Raw genomic sequence first — 15,908 nt, forward strand, 5'->3', positions numbered from 1 at the left:
TGCGGCCGTCAACGTACGGGCGGGCGTCAGGCGATCTTGAATCGCGACACCGAGTTACGCAGTTCTTCGGTCAGTGCGGTCAGCTGGCGCACCGACGTGGCCGTGTGGCGCGTGCCGGCCGTCGTTTGCGCGGTGACTTGCAGGATGCCTTCGATGTGGTGTGCCACGTTGGTGGCCAGGCCCGCCTCGTGCGAGGTGGTATGCGCGATCTGCTCGATCAGCTCGGCCAGCTGGCGCGACACGCGGCCGATCTCCACCAGTGCGGCACCGGCGTTGTCCGACAGCCGAGCACCTTCCACCACGCCCGCCGTGCTCTGCTCCATGGCGTGCACGGCGTCCTGTGTATCGGTCTGAATCGTGCGGATCAGCGCGCCAATCTGCTTGGTTGCCTCGCCCGAGCGTTCGGCCAGGCGCTGCACTTCTTCCGCCACCACCGAGAAGCCGCGGCCCGCTTCGCCTGCCGAAGCCGCCTGGATGGCGGCGTTCAGTGCCAGCACGTTGGTCTGTTCGGTAATGTCCGAGATCAGCTCGACGATTTCACCGATCTCCTGCGACGATTCGCCCAGGCGCTTGATCCGCTTCGAGGTTTCCTGAATCTGGTCGCGAATGTCGTTCATGCCCGCGATGGCGTTCTGCACGGCCTGCTGGCCCTGCTCGGCGGCGGACAGCGAGGCACGCGCCACGTTGGCCGACTCCGCCGCGCCGCGCGACACCTGCGTGATGCGGTCCGCCATCTCCACCACCGACTCGCCGGTCTGGCGGATCTGGCGCGACTGCTCTTCGGTCGTGGCCGCGAGCTGCACCGAGGTGTCCTGCACCTGCGACGAAGCGTGCTGCACCTGCCCGGCGGTCTGCTGCACGCGGCCCACCAGTTCCTTCAGTTCTTCCACCGTGTAGTTCACCGAGTCGGCAATGGCGCCGGTGATGTCCTCGGTCACCGTGGCCTGACGCGTCAGGTCACCGTCAGCGATGTCCTGCAGCTCGTTCATCAGCTGCAGAATGGCCTTCTGGGTGGCGTCGTTGTTGCGCTTTTCCTCCAGGCGGCGGGCTTCGGCTTCACGCTCGCGCGCCTCGGCTTCCAGCGCACGCACCCGCGAGTCGCGCAGGTACAGCGCGGCCAGCCCGGCCAGGCACAGCAGCGTGGCAATGGCCGACACCACCATGGCGCCAAATGTCCAGGGGCGGAACCGTGCGCCCTCGGCGTAGGCGGTCTGCAGTTCGGACAGCTCGCCGCGCAGCACCTCGTTGTCGTTGAAGATCTGCTGCTGCGCACGCTTGGCGGCGATCAGGCCGGGCAGGTTCTGCAGGATGGTCTGCGTGGTCTTCTGCACCGCCTCGAAACGCTGCGACAGCTGCTGGAGGTAGCTGCGCGTCTCGGCATCGCTGGCGGGCGCCAGGCGCAGCGCTTCGGAGCCGTTGGTCAGGCCGTCCAGCGTTTCGCGGAAGGTGTTGGTGTCCTTGCCCAGCAGAAACGCGGTTTCAGGATTGACGCCTTCGCCCGAGAGGAACTCGTTCAGGTTTTTACCCAGACGCTGCGTCAGCATCACCAGCTGCGCGGAAGCGGCCACCTCGCGGGTGTTCGAGCCAGCCTGCAGCTTGATGGCGGCCACCTGTTCGGCGGCTTCGAGCAGTTCGGGGTTCGACGCGTTGAAGATCTGCAGCGTCTGGCCGATCGTCGTCAGGATGGGCTGCTGGGCCAGTACGTCGGCCGCGCTCTTCTCCGAGCGCTTCCACGAGCCGAACGCCTTTTCGAGCAGCGGCTCGGCCGGGCCCGACGTGGCGCGCACGTGCTTTTCGTCGCTGCCGTTCTGCAGCGCCAGCAGGTCGGCGGTCAGCTGTTCCTTGGACTGGCGCAGCTGCGTGAATGCCTGCGCATTGCCGAGCAGCGCCACCGGCACCGCCTTGCCCAGACGCTGCGAGTGCATCAGCATGTTACCGGCGATCTCGATCTGGGCCGCGCCGTTGTTGGCCTGGCGGTTATCGAGATAGACCGATGCCAGCAGCGCCAGCAGCGACACCACCACGCCGCCGGTCAGCAACCGTTGCTGGGAAGAGAACGGCATGCGCGTCAGCCAGCCCGACATCATCTCCACCGGCGTCTGGCCCGCGCCACCCTTGCCTGCGCCGGCCTTGGCGAATACCGATGCGCGCGGCGCCGCCGCTTCGGCAGCGGCACCGGCGGTAGCGGTGCGACGGCCCAGGCTGATCTTCTTGATTCCCATGGCAACCCTCTGTTCGTTCGTTTTCTGTTTGGTTCTTGTGATCGGGCCTCAGGCCTCAGGTCGCATCGCGACCGGCCTGCAGGAATGCCGGCGCATCCAGCAACTGACGGATATCCAGCACCTGCCAGTCGCGCCCCTCCCGGTCCGCGAAGGCGGCACCGCGCCAGGCCTCGGGTTCGGCGCCACCGGCCGGCGTCAGGTCCACCGCGTGCCGCAGGCCCACCACGCGCGTGGCGATGATGCCGCAGGCACGTTCCACATGGCGCGACAGCACCACGATCTTGCTGCCCGGCTGCACCGGGGTCGGGCCGTCGCCGCAGAACATGCCGAAATCGATCACGCCCAGCAGGTTGCCCCGGGCGTTGACCAGGCCGCGATACCACGGCTGCGTCAGCGGCACGGCCGCCGGCGCGCGCATTTCGAGCACCTCGCCGGTGTCCATCAGCGGCAGCAGCCAGTTGCGCTGGCCCACCAGCACGCCCAGGTAGCTGTCGACGGCGGGCAGGTTGCGCGCCTCGCGCAGGCGCCGGGCCAGCATGGCCTGATAGTCATGCAGGCGGGTCTGGCGAGTCTGGCGGGTTCGGATGTCTTGGCGCGGCGCGTTCATGATCGGATACCAGTGAGACCTGGAAACCAGTGGTGAAACCAGTTGTCATGGCCGTGCGCGGGCGCCGCCGGCGTCCCCGACGGGACTCCCGCGCCCACTCCGGCCGCTAGGCTGCCGCGGCGCTCAGTGCGCCAGCGCGGCGATCTTCGAAAGCAGTTCCTCGCTGTCCACCGGCTTGACGATGTAGTCGGACGCGCCCTGGCGAATGCCCCAGATGCGATCCGTCTCCAGGCCCTTGCTGGTGCACATGATCACGGGGATGTCCTTGAAGCGGTCGTCGCGCTTGATCGCGCGGGTGGCCTGGTAGCCGTTCTGGCCCGGCATCACCACGTCCATCAGGATCAGGTCGAAGGTTTCCGCCTCCAGGCGCGTCATGGCCTGTTCGCTGTTGCCGGCCACGGAGACCTTGAAGCCCTTCTTGCCGAGCAGGTCGGACATGAACAGGGCTTCGGTGGGCGAATCGTCGACGATAAGGATTTTGCTGATGGTCATTGTTTCATTCCTGGATGCTTCGGGCGGCATGCGTCATGCCGCCACGGCCGTGCCCTCTTCCGGCACGCAGCCCGCCAGGCAGGTCTGGACCGCCTGCAGCAGGGCTTCGCGGGAAAACGGCTTGGCCAGATGGTTGTGCGCGCCGACGAGCTTGCCGCGCGAGCGGTCGAACACGCCGTCGCGGGACGACAGCATGATCACGGGGATGGCGTGGAAGCGCGGGCTTTTCTTGATCAGGGAGCAGGTCTGGTAGCCATCGAGCCGCGGCATGAGGATGTCGCAGAAGATGACGTCCGGATGCAGGTCGCCCACCTTGGCGAGCGCCTCGAAGCCGTCCTCGGCCAGCATGACCTGGAAGCCTGCCTGCGTCAGGAAGATTTCCGCCGTCCGGCGGATGGTGCTGGAGTCGTCGATCACGAGCACCTTCGCAGCGGCCTTGCGCGCTGTGGATGCCTCGCTGGCACCGGCAGTGCCGCCGGCGTTGACCCCATCGACAGACGTGTCTTGTTCTGTTTGAGTGACCCGCATCTTGTTCCCGCGACCCGCGTCCTGCGTAACACAACAGGCGTAGGCATTCACTTGAGAACTTCCGCACGGCGCCACGCATGGCGGACCGGCGGCCCCCGATTTTCAAATTCCCAGTCAAAAAATACCCGGCAACCCGGCCGGTGGCGGCGCGCTTCTAGTCCGCGCCTGCCCGTTACTGCAATATTCTTGTGCCGCGGCACCCCGTCTTCAGCCTGCCAATGGCGGCGCGGCCGGACGGATGTTCAGTTTTGCCGCAGAGTGTGACAACTCGTGGGGGGGCCGTCAATCCGGACACCCCGGCGTCACCGGCCGTTCTGTCGCTTTGGCGCGACGCACGGCCATTTCCGGACGATGGCCTCAGATGGCCACCATCTCGAAATCTTCCTTGCGTGCCCCGCATTCCGGGCAGGTCCAGTTAATGGGCACGTCCTCCCATTTGGTACCCGGGGCGATGCCGTCTTCCGGCGCGCCGGTGGCCTCGTCATAGATCCAGCCACAAATCAGGCACATCCAAGTCTTGTATTCCATATGCAGGCTCTTGCCAGTCTCTATTAAAATCCAGCGCATGATGGTACCCAATCGGCGCCGATGACGCCACCCATGGGCCTGCGCAAATGGCCCTGTATCGCCGCGTTCGTGCAATTTGACGTGCAGATGCCGCCTGAACGGCACCCTTTCGGCCAGGATTGCCTGTATTTCAGGCAGACCGCCGCCAGGCACGCGACAAGCCGCCCCCGGCCGGACGCCTGTCTTTCCCGAATCTTCTCTTTGGCCAGATTTCCATGTCCCGTAACCAGCAGCTCTTCGACCGCGCCCAGCAAACCATTCCTGGTGGCGTCAACTCGCCCGTGCGCGCCTTTCGTTCCGTCGGCGGCACCCCGCGCTTCATCACCCGGGCCGAGGGCGCGTACATGTGGGACGCCGACGGCCAGCAGTACATCGACTACATCGGCTCCTGGGGGCCGATGATCGTCGGCCACGCGCACCCGGACGTGGTGCGCGCCGTGCAGGAAACCGCCGCCCAGAGCTTCTCGTTCGGCGCCCCCACCGAGGCCGAGATTGTCATGGCCGAGGAAATCTGCAAGCTCGTGCCGTCGATCGAGCAGGTGCGGCTGGTGTCGTCGGGCACCGAGGCCACCATGAGCGCGCTGCGCCTGGCGCGCGGCTTCACGGGCCGCGACCTGATCATCAAGTTCGAGGGCTGCTACCACGGCCACGCCGACAGCCTGCTGGTCAAGGCCGGGTCGGGCCTGCTGACGTTCGCGGACACCACGCAGAACGCCCCGTCGTCGGCCGGCGTGCCCGCCGACGTGACGCGCCACACGATGGTGCTCGAGTACAACAACGTGACCCAGCTCGAAGAAGCGTTTGCCCGCCACAAGGGCGAGATCGCGGCGGTCATCGTCGAGCCCGTGGCTGGCAACATGAACCTGGTACGCGCCAGCGAAGCCTTCCTGACGTCGATGCGCAACCTGTGCAGCGAGCATGGCAGCGTACTGATCTTTGACGAAGTGATGACTGGCTTCCGCGTGGCGCTGGGTGGCGCGCAGTCGCACTACGGCATCACCCCCGACATGACCTGCCTGGGCAAGGTGATCGGCGGCGGCATGCCGGCCGCGGCCTTTGGCGGCCGGCGCGACATCATGGCGAAGCTGGCGCCGCTGGGCGGGGTCTACCAGGCCGGCACGCTGTCGGGCAACCCGCTGGCCGTGGCCGCGGGCCTGACCACGCTGAAGCTGATCCAGGCACCGGGCTTCTACGACCGCCTGGCCGCCCAGACGCGCAAGCTGGCTGACGGCCTGACCGCCGCCGCGCGCGCAGCCGGTGTGCCGTTCTCGGCAGACGCCATCGGCGGCATGTTCGGCCTCTATTTCACCAACGCCGTGCCGGCCAGCTTTGCCGAAGTCACCCAGGCCGACGTGGGCCGCTTCAACCGCTTCTTCCACGCCATGCTGGCCCAAGGCGTCTACCTGGCGCCGTCGGCCTTCGAGGCCGGCTTTGTCTCCGCAAAGCACGACGACGCCATCATCAAGACGACCATCGAGGCAGCGGAAAAGGCGTTCAAGGCGGGCTGACACCTCCGACTTGAAAGCGGCTGCCGGTTGGATCCAGCGCGGCGGCGCCTGATAGGCCTGCCCTCTCCCCCAACCCCTCTCCCGCCTTGCGGGAGAGGGGAGCAAACCAGCGGCATCGGCAAGGCACCCTATCAAGCGAGGCTGCCCCGTAGCCTCAACAACAAGCCGCATCGAACAGCTTCGGGAGCTGGTTCGCCAGTTCCGGCGATGCCCTGGTCATCGGCGCGCGCAGTTCGTTGCGCAACCAGCCTTGACGTGAAAGCAGCGCCTTGACCGGCCCCGGGTTGGGCTCGGCGAACAGCGCCTGCACCAGCGGCATCAGCGCATGGAACAGGCGGCGCGCGTCGGCAAGCCGCCCTTCTCCCACCGCGCGCCAGATTTCGACGAACAGTTCGGGCCGGAAATGCGCCGACGCGATGATCGCCCCGCTCCCGCCCAATGCCAGCGTACCCAGCAACTGGTGATCCTCTCCCGCCAGCACCGCCAGCCTGCCATCCGCGATCAGCGCCTGTGTGGTCTGCGCATTGCCGCCACAATCCTTGATCGCGACGATATTGTCGTGGTCAGCCAATGCCAGCAGGGTGTCCAGCGTCAGCGTGGCGCCGGTGCGATATGGAATGTCATAGAGCACCAGCGGCGCCCGCGCGGCGTCGGCCAGCCGTGCGAACCAGTCGCGCAAACCCGCTTGCGACGGACGGATGTAGTAAGGCGCCGGCGCCAGCACCCCTGCCAGCGGACGGGTATTGAGCCGCTCCAGCCGCGCCAGGGCATGCCCCAGATGATTGCCGGCCAGGCCCATCACCACCGGCAGCCCGGCGGCGGCCTCCAGCACGGTATCGAGCGCGGCCAGTTGCTCGGCTTGGTCGAGCGCGGCGGCCTCGCCGGTGCTGCCGCAGACCACGAACCCGGCCAGCCCGGTGGCACGGTAGTGCATCACCAGGCGGCGCAGCGCGGCATGATCGACGGCGTGGCCGCCGGCATTGTCGGTAAAAGGGGTTACCAGCGGCAGCCAGATGCCCTGGAAGGAAGTTTGCGTGGCTTGCATCCATACACTCCGGATCGACCGGTTCAGGAAACCGCCGATGCGCGACGAGGCAGGACTTGCGGCAGGGAAAGTAGACCAGGCGGGTCCGCCCTCTCAGCCGGTGGGTGCTGTTCCGTCGCCCATCTGACGGAACAGCGCGCTCCGGTCAGACGAGCGACTGTTTTTTGGCTTTGGCGCGCGCAGCCTGATCCGCCGTGCCCAGGACGGGTACGGACAGGATGAAGAAAAGGCGGATGGCGCACGACATGCGCAGCAATCTACCGGCCGGCATCCACCATCGTCAAGCGGCATGCACTTTGCCCGGCGGCGTGACAACGCTGCGCTACACTCCAGAATTGCCATTCCGGAGATCGAGGAGTCCCTTGATGCGCACCATCACCGCCCACACCCCCGCCCTGTTCCGCTGGCTGCTGCTCGGCCTGCTGGCCAGCCTGCTCTCCGCCTGCGGCTACAACGACTTCCAGAAGAAGGACGAGGCCGTCAAGGCCGCCTGGGGCGAGGTGGTCAACCAGTACCAGCGGCGCGCCGACCTGATTCCTAACCTGGTGGCCACCGTGAAGGGCTACGCCAGCCACGAGCGCGAGACGCTGGAAGCCGTGACCAAGGCGCGCGCGCAGGCCACCAGTATCCAGGTCACCCCGGAAACGCTGAACGATCCCGAGGCGTTCGCCCGCTTCCAGCAGGCGCAGGGCCAGTTGACCAATGCGCTGTCGCGGCTGCTGGCGGTTTCCGAGAACTACCCGAACCTGAAGGCCGACGCGTCGTTCCGCGACCTGCAAAGCCAGCTGGAAGGCACCGAGAACCGCATCACCGTCGCCCGCCAGCGTTACATCGCCGCCGTGCAGGACTACAACGTGCTGGCCCGCAGCTTTCCGACCAACGTGACCGCGATGATCTTCAAGTATCCGGTCAAGCCGTCGTTCACCGTGGAGAACGAGAAAGCCATCTCCACCCCGCCGGCCGTCAAGTTCTGAGAGCCGCCGGATCGGACACACGGACGCCATCATGCGCAGACTGGTTACGCTCTCGTTCCTGGAGTTGATGCTGGCCTTTGTGCTGGCCGTCCCCGGCTGGCCGGCCCGGGCCGCCGACGGCTTCGTGGCGGTGCCGCCGCTGAACGCACGCGTCACCGACCTCACCGGCACGCTCAGCGCCGACCAGCGCAACGCGCTGGAAAACGTGCTGGCCGAGTACGAGCAGCAGCGCGGCAGCCAGATCTTCGTGCTGATGCTGCCCACCACCGATCCCGAGACGATCGATGCCTACAGCATCCGCGTGGCCGACGCCTGGCGCGCAGGCCGCAAGGGTATTGACGACGGCGTGATCGTGATCGTCGCCAAGGACAACCCGCCCGGCCTGCGCAAGATGCGCATCGAGGCGGGGCGCGGCGTGCAGGGGTCGCTGACCGACGCCATGTCAGGCCGCATCCTGCGCGATGTGATGGCACCGCATTTCCGCCAGAACGATTTCTACGGCGGCCTCGCCGCCGGCATCTCGGCCATCCAGGCGGCCATCGACAAGGAAGGCCTGGCGGCCCCAGACCGCAAGCAGCAGGGCAATGTCGACATCGGCGACTGGCTGCCGGTGCTGTTCCCGCTGGCGATCATCGTGTTCTTCTTCCTGTCGGCCATGCTGCGGCGCGGCGGCAACCCCCACGTGGTGACGGGCCGACGCGGCTGGCCCACCGGCACGGCCGGCGGGCTCGGCGGCGTGACCGGCTACGAGATCGGGCGCCACTGGGGTGGCGGCGGTGGCGGCGGTGGCGGCGGCTTTGGCGGCGGAGGCGGAGGCGGCGGGGGTGGTTTTGGCGGTGGAGGCGGCGGCGGCTTCGATGGCGGCGGCGCGTCCGGCAACTGGTAACGATGGATAACGGAGATCCGATGCACAAACCGCAGGCTTCGCATCCCTCATCCAGGCGCTCGCTCAAGCGCGTGCTGCGCCATCTCGGCACCGGCCCCGGCACGGCCCGCAAGGCCTTTCCCGACGAAGCGCGCCACCAGCTCCAGGTGGCGGTGCACAAGGGCGAGCAGCATCACCGTGGCGAGGTACGCGTGGTGATCGAAGCCAGCCTGCCGCTGGCGCTGGCCTGGCGCGGCACCTCGGCGCGCGAACGCGCCCGCGCGCTGTTCGGCGCACTGGAGGTCTGGAATACCGAGGACCATACCGGCGTGCTGCTGTATATCAATCTGGCCGATCATGCCGTGGAACTGCTGGCCGATCACGGCATCGACGCCTGCGTCACGCCCCAGCAATGGCAGCAGGTCTGCGCACAGCTGGCGCAAGGGCTGGCAGGGGACCTGTCGGTCAAGCCCGTGCTCGACGCCATTGCGAAGATCCACGCGCTGCTGACCACTCATTTCCCAACCCACGGCGGGCGCAACCCCAACGAACTCGACGACCGGCCGATCATCCTGTGACCGGCCGCGCTGTCAGTCGATGCCAGCGCCCTACGGCTGTTTTTCCATCAGGTACCAGATCGCCGCCAGCACCTGGATCGCCACAAGTCCGGCCCAGACCCACAGATGGGCCGCCACCGGATAGTGACCGCCCGTGGCCGGGAAGAAATCGAGCACGAAGCCGATGCCGACCTGGAATACGAACGTGGCCAGGAACACGGTCAGCGTCATGGCCGTGGTGGCACGCCCGATCAGCGCATCGGGAAAGCGCCGCGCCAGCAGCGCATAGGTCAGGATGCCGCTGGAACCGAACACGCCATAGGCAGCCCAGAGCACGGCAAGCGGGATAAACGGCAGGCGCGCCATCAGCAGTAGCTGGATCACGATAAAGCCGATCATGCCGAAGCCGGCGAATGCATAGAGGCTGATGCCGCGCCGCTCCAGATGGCGTGCCGCCCAGCCGGCGCCCACGCAGCCAGCCATCATCGCGATACCGATCACCGACACCAGCCGGGCGCCGGCGCCGGCGGTCAGGCCCTGCACATCGCGCATGTACGCGCTGACCCACAACGTCTGCACGGCCAGGAAAATGCCCTGGTTCAGCAGCGTCAGCGGCACCACGCGCCAGAAGCGTTCGCTGCTCAGGATCAACCGCGTGCCGCGCAACTGCTCGGCAAAGCTCTCCTTGCCCACGCGCTTGACGTCGGGCACGCCGAACCATAGCAATACGGCCATGCCGAAAGATACGGCCGCCAGGCCGGCGCTGACCGTGCGCCAGTCCGTCCAGGACAGCAGCCACGACAGCGGAGCGCCAACCACCACCGCGCCCAGGCCGCCGATCGCCATCACCAACCCGTTCAGCAGCGGCATGCGCGACAACGGGAACCACATCGACAGCGCCTGGATGGCGGCGCCCAGGCACACCGAGACCCCCACGCCGATCATCGCGCGGCCCACGGCCAGCCCGACCATGCCCGGGGCCCAGGCAAACACCAGCGACCCGGCCACCGCCAGCATCAGCAGCGCGGCCTCGGTGCGGCGCGGGCCAAAGCGGTCCAGCAGGATGCCGGCGGGCAACTGCGCGCAGGCAAAGCCCAGGAAGTAGAAGCTGGTCAGCAGCCCCAGGTCGCCGGCGGTCAGCCCCAGTTCGCGCGTCAGGAAGGGCGCGAACCCCAGGTTCACGCCGCGGAAGATATAAGAGACCAGAAAGCCGAGAGAAAAGAACGCCAGGACACGCCAGCGCACCGGCGAGGCATGGTTTGGCAGCGCCGTGGCGGCAGCCGGTTGCGTGGGATGAGCGGTGGAAGTGTTCATGTCCTGCATTGTGATCACCAGCGTGGTGCAAGACCAGCGAAAGATACCCGCGGCAATTGTGAGTAGAATTTGACGACATTCCGCCCTGCCATGGTCAACAGTCGCCCCCTTCACCTGCCCCCGCTCCAGGCGCTGCGCGCGCTGGAAGCCGCCGCGCGGCACCGCAGCTTTTCGCGTGCCGCCGAAGAACTCGCCCTGACGCACAGTGCCATCAGCCATCACATCCGCGCCCTGGAGAACAACCTCGGTACCAAGCTGTTCAGGCGTACCGGGCTGACCATGACGCCCACCAGCGCCGGTGCCCGCCTGGCCGAACAGGTGCGCGGCGCGCTGGATCAGCTGGAAGTGGCGCTACGCGAGGCCAGCGACGTGGCGGGTCCGCCCGTGGTGCGTCTGCAGGTCAGCGTGATGGCCGACCTTGCCAACGCCTGGCTGATCCGGCGGCTGCCCAGCCTGCATGCACAGGCGCCTGAACTGGATCTGCACCTGCGGCTGCATGCGGAGATCTCGCCACCCGATCCGTATTCCGTCGATATCGGCATCTGGCACCAGCGGGTGGATCTGCCCGGCTTCGAATGTCACAACCTCATTGAAGACTATGTGATTGCCGTTGCCAGTCCGGCCTTGCTTGCCAAATACCCCGGCTTTACGGTCGCCGACCTGCCCCGGATGCCGATGTTGCGTTTTGCGCTGCGCCCCTGGCGCGACTGGCTGCTGCTGGCCGGCCTGCCGCCCGAGGAACCCGAGCGCGGCCCGATCTTCCAGGACGCCGGGCTGATGCTGCAGTCGGCCGTCGCCGGCCTGGGCGTGGCAACGGCGCGCGCGCAGCTGGCGCACGACTATCTGGTCAGCGGTCAGCTGGTGCAGATCGGCACCACGCGCATCCCGTCGAGCCTGCATTACTGGGTAACCTGGCGCGAAGGGAATCCGCGCGAAAAGGCCATCCATCGCTTCCACGCGTGGCTCAAGGAGCAGATTGCCGAGATTGCGCCTGCGAATGAACTACAGCAGTGAAACAACCTGCGCATCGCGGCACCCCGCTTGTTTCAGCATTGCAACCATTTGGCGCGAAGGTTGGAGGGAGGGTGCCGGACCCGCCCAAACTCATCCGAAAAGGCGAGGCCAAACGCTGAAAATCGACCAAATGACGGACAGGAACCGAGATGTCATCGCCCGCACCGGGTCGATATCGATAATGAGTTTCAACCCCCGCCCCATTTCTTCAGGCCGGATTAAGACAGCGAACCGCCCGTCGCACGGGACCGCCCGGTAAAGTATCAGAAGAGAGACATCCTTCCCGGGAAACCAGTCGGGCATGTCATCTCCGCAGAAGTGTCTGATGCATTTCCTTCACCCACTTCCGGGGGGAGAAACATGCAACGCAGTGCATGTGATTTTGGTACTTATGAGGGGTGGACCCTAGATGGAAACGGCCGGCCACCTGATGACCGATCCTGACCCAGTTTCATGAATGGAACACTTTTGCACCGTAAAACGGGGCAAAAATCGGGCCGCGAAAAAAATACAATAAAAATCAGTGACTTAACACAAGTCGGGGATGCATGACTATATTCCAATCAAAGGGCTGATTCCAGGGACGGGTCGGTCTTGCGGGCCCGCAGCGTTCCCAGGCGATACGGGACCCGCAACAAGTGATGGACTGATGCAGCGATGCACAGATCCAATCCGCGTGGCGGCATCTGGCGAAATGGCCGGACTGCTGCCACGACATATATGCCCAGGGTTTTTTCTTCTGTTGTATGCGGCTCATTGGGGTAGTCAGCGTGTCCGGTGGATGGGCCGACCGGGAAAAAGTTTGCGGGAAACGGGAATCGGCGAATCCAAAGCCGGAACCGGGGGATACTCATAATCACGACGCAGCGGCGCGGGTCACGCATTACCGCCGCTCTGCTCGGCCAGGCGCAACCGCGCCGGATGGGCTTGCCTCCAGCGATTCAACGTTCCCTTTCTCCCGCAAGCCAGGTGGTGGAGTCCGTATATGACTCGTCACCACGGCAGTTGGAAAAAACAAGAAATGCTGGGGGAAAAAAATGAGCTACTACGTCAACCGCCCGTTGCTGTATGTCTCCAGGCATCACGACGCGTCGTTGTGCCGCTTCCTGTCTGGACAGGGATGGAAGCTGGTGTTCGCCAACAGCCTCGAGGATCTGGCCGCGCTGCCGTTGGATGGGCAGTTCTCGGCGGGGCTGTTCGATTTCCATAGCGGCTTCAGCGACGCCGAGGTCGAGTTGATGGAGCCGTGGCTGGCGTCGCGTCAGGTCGGCTGGGTTGGCGCGATCAGCTGCGCCGGCGCGCTGACCGACACCGCACGCAAGCTGCTGGGGCTCTACTTCATCGATTACTACACGGCGCCGTTCAACATGGCCGACCTGAGCCGGGCGCTCGGCCACGCGGTCGGCATGGCCGCCCTGCGTCCGGGCCGCGAGCAGCCGGCAGCGCCCGAGGCGCGTCCGAACGGGATCATTGGCGAATGCAGTGCCATGCAGGCGCTGTATCGCAGCATTGAGAAGGTGTCCAGGTGGGACACACCGGTGCTGATCTCGGGCGAGTCCGGCACGGGCAAGGAACTGGCCGCGCAGGCCATCCACCGTGCCTCGCGCCGGGCCAACCAGCCGTTTGTCGCGGTCAACTGCGCAGCCATCCCGCCCACGCTGCTGATGTCGGAGCTGTTCGGCTACGAGCGTGGCGCCTTCACTGGCGCCACCAAGCGCAAGCCGGGCCGGATCGAGATTGCGCAAGGCGGCACGTTGTTCCTGGACGAAATCGGCGACATGCCGCTCGAAAGCCAGACCAGCCTGTTGCGCTTCCTGGAAACCGGGCGCATCGAACGGCTCGGCGGCACGGAATCGGTGGCGGTGGATGTCCGGGTCATCTCGGCCACGCACGTCGATCTCGAAGCGGCCGTCGCGACCGAGCGGTTCCGTGGCGACCTCTATCACCGGCTGTGCGTGCTGCGCGTCAAGCAGCCGCCGCTGCGCGAGCGCGGCTCCGATGTGCTGCTGCTGGCCGAACACATCCTGGAGGCCGTGCGCAAGGACTCTCCCGAGCATATCCGCGGCTTTTCGCCGCTGGCCCTGCGCGCCATCACCGCCCATTCCTGGCCCGGCAATGTGCGCGAACTGCTGAACCGCATCCGCCTGGCGGCCGCCATGTGCGAGAACGGCGTGATCCAGCCGTCCGATCTGGAACTCGGCACGCCCGTGGAGAGCAAGCCGCCCACGCTGGCAGCGATCCGCGAAACGGCCGAACAGAACGCGATTGTCGAGGCCCTGCAACGGCACCACGAGCGCCTGATCGATGTGGCCGCCGAGCTTGGCATCTCGCGCGTCACGCTGTTCCGGCTGATGCGCGACTACAAGCTGCAGGTGCGCAAGGGCAACGTGGGGCTGGTCTGCGTCCAGAACTGAACTGAACTGAACGGATGAACCGGTAGCCGGTGCGGAGTTCGATCATGCAGCACGCCCAGTCCCGCTCCCAGCCCCGCCTGCGCTCGCGGGGCGCGCCAGACCAGGCCACGGCCAGGCCGACGATCTGGCAGCGCCTGCCGTCGCGCGACACGTTCGTGCGACTGCTCCGTTTCGGCGTGTCGGGCGTTATCGCCACCGGCATCCACGTGGCGGTGGCCACGCCGTTGATCTACCTGCTGCACGCCTCGCAGGTGGGCGCCAACGGCGTGGCGTTCGTCGTTGCCAATGTCGCGTCGTATCTGCTCAACACGCTGTGGAGCTTCGGCACCACGCCCACGCGCGACAGCTACGTGCGCTTTCTGATCGTATCGCTGCTGGGACTGGGCCTGACGCTTGGCATATCGGCCGGCGCCCAGGCCCTGGGGCTTGGCTACTGGGCCGGCCTGGCGATGATCCTGTCGGTGGTGCCGGTCGTCACCTTCATATTGCACCGCGCCTGGACGTATCGCTGAGTGGGTCCTCCCTCACTGCCAGCGGGCCGGTGCGGCCCATCAAGAGGAGCCCGCATGCCAGCGGCCACCGACCTTTCCAAGACGGCTTCGCCCGATACCACACGCCCTGCCCGCTGGCTCACACCCGGGCGCATCTGCCTCTACGCAGGCACGCTGCTGGTTCTCGAATGCGTGGTGATCGCGGCATGGTGGTACAGCCACACGATCCTTGCCAATCCGACCGTGCCGGGGATGGGCTGGGATTTTGTCGTGTACTGGTGCGCCTCGGGACTCGCGCAGCTGCACGGCGCGCCCGCGGCCTACGACTGGGAACTGCTGCGCCTGGCCGAGCGGCCGCTGCTGCCCACCACATTCGGCCCGTTCGCCTATCCGCCGACGTTCCTGCTGCTGATCTACCCCCTGGCACTGGTGCCTTTCGGGCTGGCACTGGTGCTGTTCTCGCTGGCCGGCATCGCGGCGTATCTGGGCCATATGCGTACCGTGGTGGGCCAGCTGCACCGCTACTGGTTCCTGCCGGCGCTCGCATTCCCGGGCCTCTGGGTCGCGTTGATCGCAGGCCAGAACTCGCTGTTCACGGCCGTGGCCGCAGGCTGCGCCTTGTGGTGGCTGCGCCGCCATCCGGTTGCGGCCGGGGCCTGCATCGCGCTGCTATGCGTCAAGCCGCAACTCGGCGTGCTGTTTCCGCTGATGCTGCTTTGCGAGCGGCGCTGGGTCGCCTTTGCGGCCGCTGCCGGATGCTCCGTGCTCTTTGCCGGCCTGACGACGCTCGTCTTCGGGCTGGACATCTATCCGGCCTTCTTCCGGAGCATGGCAATGTTCCGCGACGCCGTGGCCGTCAACAGCAGCATCCTGCGTGGCGCGCCGACGATTTTCGGCATGCTGCGCGTGGCTGGCGCCGACGTGCCGCTGGCCTACGCGCTGCATGGCGCCGTGGCAATGTGCGCGGTGGGCGCGTGCGTGTGGATCTGGTGTGGCGGGGCCCGGCTTGCGCTCGGTGCGTCGGCATTGGTGATCGGCACCCTGCTCGTCCAGCCCTACCTGATCTACTACGACCTGGCCTGGCTGGCGATTCCGCTGGCGCTGCTGTGCGTGGATATGGTCCGGCATGGCAGCCGTGCATGGGAGCGTTTGCTGCTGGTCGTCGCGTGGCTGGTGCCCGCGCAGGCGGTGAGCCCGCTGGTGATCGACGGCATGCCGCAGTTCACGCCCTTTGTCCTGGCCGGACTGCTTGCCATGATCGTGGCGCGGCACCAAAACAAAACCGCCCGGCCCTGACGGGACCGGGCGGC

Annotated in this window: 15 protein-coding genes; 8 read left to right on the top strand and 7 right to left on the bottom strand. The window is 66.5% G+C overall.

The window, feature by feature from the left end; translation table 11 throughout:
* Positions 1 to 26 precede the first annotated feature (26 nt).
* The 5 genes from A9J21_RS21930 to A9J21_RS21950 all read right to left on the bottom strand — a co-directional run bounded on the left by A9J21_RS21930 (position 27) and on the right by A9J21_RS21950 (position 4,377).
* Positions 27 to 2,222 carry a methyl-accepting chemotaxis protein gene (locus A9J21_RS21930; RefSeq protein ID WP_066739266.1) on the bottom strand — a complete coding sequence of 732 codons (2,196 nt, stop codon included), beginning with the start codon at positions 2,220 to 2,222 and terminating at the stop codon, positions 27 to 29.
* A 55-nt stretch (positions 2,223 to 2,277) separates the two neighbouring features.
* Entirely contained in the window at positions 2,278 to 2,829 is a 552-nt protein-coding gene (locus A9J21_RS21935; protein ID WP_066739267.1) for a chemotaxis protein CheW, read from the bottom strand.
* A gap of 123 nt (positions 2,830 to 2,952) precedes the next feature.
* The gene (locus A9J21_RS21940; RefSeq protein ID WP_066739268.1) at positions 2,953 to 3,321 is read right to left on the bottom strand and encodes a PleD family two-component system response regulator; all 369 of its coding nucleotides are present in this window, start codon (positions 3,319 to 3,321) and stop codon (positions 2,953 to 2,955) included.
* Positions 3,322 to 3,354: 33 nt separating this feature from the next.
* Positions 3,355 to 3,849: a response regulator gene (locus tag A9J21_RS21945; RefSeq protein WP_066739269.1), complete on the bottom strand. Its 495-nt coding sequence runs from the start codon at positions 3,847 to 3,849 to the stop codon at positions 3,355 to 3,357.
* Between the two features lie 357 nt (positions 3,850 to 4,206).
* On the bottom strand, positions 4,207 to 4,377 hold the full coding sequence (locus tag A9J21_RS21950) for a rubredoxin (protein WP_011298773.1): 171 nt from the start codon (positions 4,375 to 4,377) through the stop codon (positions 4,207 to 4,209).
* Positions 4,378 to 4,631: 254 nt separating this feature from the next.
* On the opposite strand from A9J21_RS21950, the gene hemL reads away from it, so the two are divergent.
* Positions 4,632 to 5,924: a glutamate-1-semialdehyde 2,1-aminomutase gene (gene hemL, locus A9J21_RS21955; protein ID WP_066739270.1), complete on the top strand. Its 1,293-nt coding sequence runs from the start codon at positions 4,632 to 4,634 to the stop codon at positions 5,922 to 5,924.
* Positions 5,925 to 6,078: 154 nt separating this feature from the next.
* Here the strand turns inward: hemL and dapA are convergent, their stop codons facing one another.
* Positions 6,079 to 6,969 carry a 4-hydroxy-tetrahydrodipicolinate synthase gene (gene dapA, locus A9J21_RS21960; protein WP_066739271.1) on the bottom strand — a complete coding sequence of 297 codons (891 nt, stop codon included), beginning with the start codon at positions 6,967 to 6,969 and terminating at the stop codon, positions 6,079 to 6,081.
* 365 nt (positions 6,970 to 7,334) lie between these two features.
* Here dapA and A9J21_RS21965 point away from each other — a divergent pair, with 365 nt between their 5' ends.
* From A9J21_RS21965 to A9J21_RS21975, 3 genes are read left to right on the top strand one after another with little or no spacing between them, the layout of a single operon-like run.
* Positions 7,335 to 7,943 carry a LemA family protein gene (locus tag A9J21_RS21965; RefSeq protein WP_066739272.1) on the top strand — a complete coding sequence of 203 codons (609 nt, stop codon included), beginning with the start codon at positions 7,335 to 7,337 and terminating at the stop codon, positions 7,941 to 7,943.
* A gap of 31 nt (positions 7,944 to 7,974) precedes the next feature.
* Positions 7,975 to 8,829, top strand: a complete 855-nt coding sequence (locus tag A9J21_RS21970) for a YgcG family protein (RefSeq protein ID WP_066739273.1) — start codon at positions 7,975 to 7,977, stop codon at positions 8,827 to 8,829.
* A gap of 20 nt (positions 8,830 to 8,849) precedes the next feature.
* Positions 8,850 to 9,386 carry a TPM domain-containing protein gene (locus tag A9J21_RS21975; RefSeq protein WP_066739317.1) on the top strand — a complete coding sequence of 179 codons (537 nt, stop codon included), beginning with the start codon at positions 8,850 to 8,852 and terminating at the stop codon, positions 9,384 to 9,386.
* Positions 9,387 to 9,416: 30 nt separating this feature from the next.
* Here the strand turns inward: A9J21_RS21975 and A9J21_RS21980 are convergent, their stop codons facing one another.
* A complete protein-coding gene (locus A9J21_RS21980; protein WP_066739318.1) occupies positions 9,417 to 10,679 on the bottom strand; it encodes a nitrate/nitrite transporter in 1,263 nt (420 codons plus the stop codon).
* 90 nt (positions 10,680 to 10,769) lie between these two features.
* Between A9J21_RS21980 and A9J21_RS21985 the strand changes: the two genes are divergently transcribed.
* The 4 genes from A9J21_RS21985 to A9J21_RS22005 all read left to right on the top strand — a co-directional run bounded on the left by A9J21_RS21985 (position 10,770) and on the right by A9J21_RS22005 (position 15,894).
* Complete coding sequence (locus A9J21_RS21985; RefSeq protein ID WP_066739274.1) at positions 10,770 to 11,693, top strand: LysR substrate-binding domain-containing protein; 924 nt, start codon at positions 10,770 to 10,772, stop codon at positions 11,691 to 11,693.
* Positions 11,694 to 12,730: 1,037 nt separating this feature from the next.
* Entirely contained in the window at positions 12,731 to 14,107 is a 1,377-nt protein-coding gene (locus A9J21_RS21995; protein WP_066739276.1) for a sigma-54 dependent transcriptional regulator, read from the top strand.
* A gap of 44 nt (positions 14,108 to 14,151) precedes the next feature.
* Entirely contained in the window at positions 14,152 to 14,619 is a 468-nt protein-coding gene (locus tag A9J21_RS22000; protein WP_066739277.1) for a GtrA family protein, read from the top strand.
* A gap of 54 nt (positions 14,620 to 14,673) precedes the next feature.
* The gene (locus A9J21_RS22005; protein WP_066739278.1) at positions 14,674 to 15,894 is read left to right on the top strand and encodes a glycosyltransferase family 87 protein; all 1,221 of its coding nucleotides are present in this window, start codon (positions 14,674 to 14,676) and stop codon (positions 15,892 to 15,894) included.
* Positions 15,895 to 15,908 lie beyond the last annotated feature (14 nt).

This window comes from Cupriavidus sp. D384 (genome assembly GCF_001652915.1).
Classification (GTDB): Bacteria; Pseudomonadota; Gammaproteobacteria; order Burkholderiales; family Burkholderiaceae; genus Cupriavidus.

What these genes read in the sequence shown, in the direction of transcription:
- A9J21_RS21985 (WP_066739274.1), top strand. Translation starts at nt 10,770, where the DNA reads ATGGTCAACAGTCGCCCCCTTCACCTGCCCCCGCTCCAGGCGCTGCGC.
- A9J21_RS21930 (WP_066739266.1), bottom strand. Translation starts at nt 2,222, where the DNA reads ATGGGAATCAAGAAGATCAGCCTGGGCCGTCGCACCGCTACCGCCGGT.
- A9J21_RS21950 (WP_011298773.1), bottom strand. Translation starts at nt 4,377, where the DNA reads ATGGAATACAAGACTTGGATGTGCCTGATTTGTGGCTGGATCTATGAC.
- A9J21_RS21965 (WP_066739272.1), top strand. Translation starts at nt 7,335, where the DNA reads ATGCGCACCATCACCGCCCACACCCCCGCCCTGTTCCGCTGGCTGCTG.
- A9J21_RS21935 (WP_066739267.1), bottom strand. Translation starts at nt 2,829, where the DNA reads ATGAACGCGCCGCGCCAAGACATCCGAACCCGCCAGACTCGCCAGACC.
- A9J21_RS21995 (WP_066739276.1), top strand. Translation starts at nt 12,731, where the DNA reads ATGAGCTACTACGTCAACCGCCCGTTGCTGTATGTCTCCAGGCATCAC.
- A9J21_RS22000 (WP_066739277.1), top strand. Translation starts at nt 14,152, where the DNA reads ATGCAGCACGCCCAGTCCCGCTCCCAGCCCCGCCTGCGCTCGCGGGGC.
- A9J21_RS21975 (WP_066739317.1), top strand. Translation starts at nt 8,850, where the DNA reads ATGCACAAACCGCAGGCTTCGCATCCCTCATCCAGGCGCTCGCTCAAG.
- A9J21_RS21945 (WP_066739269.1), bottom strand. Translation starts at nt 3,849, where the DNA reads ATGCGGGTCACTCAAACAGAACAAGACACGTCTGTCGATGGGGTCAAC.
- A9J21_RS21980 (WP_066739318.1), bottom strand. Translation starts at nt 10,679, where the DNA reads ATGAACACTTCCACCGCTCATCCCACGCAACCGGCTGCCGCCACGGCG.
- dapA (WP_066739271.1), bottom strand. Translation starts at nt 6,969, where the DNA reads ATGCAAGCCACGCAAACTTCCTTCCAGGGCATCTGGCTGCCGCTGGTA.
- hemL (WP_066739270.1), top strand. Translation starts at nt 4,632, where the DNA reads ATGTCCCGTAACCAGCAGCTCTTCGACCGCGCCCAGCAAACCATTCCT.
- A9J21_RS21970 (WP_066739273.1), top strand. Translation starts at nt 7,975, where the DNA reads ATGCGCAGACTGGTTACGCTCTCGTTCCTGGAGTTGATGCTGGCCTTT.
- A9J21_RS22005 (WP_066739278.1), top strand. Translation starts at nt 14,674, where the DNA reads ATGCCAGCGGCCACCGACCTTTCCAAGACGGCTTCGCCCGATACCACA.
- A9J21_RS21940 (WP_066739268.1), bottom strand. Translation starts at nt 3,321, where the DNA reads ATGACCATCAGCAAAATCCTTATCGTCGACGATTCGCCCACCGAAGCC.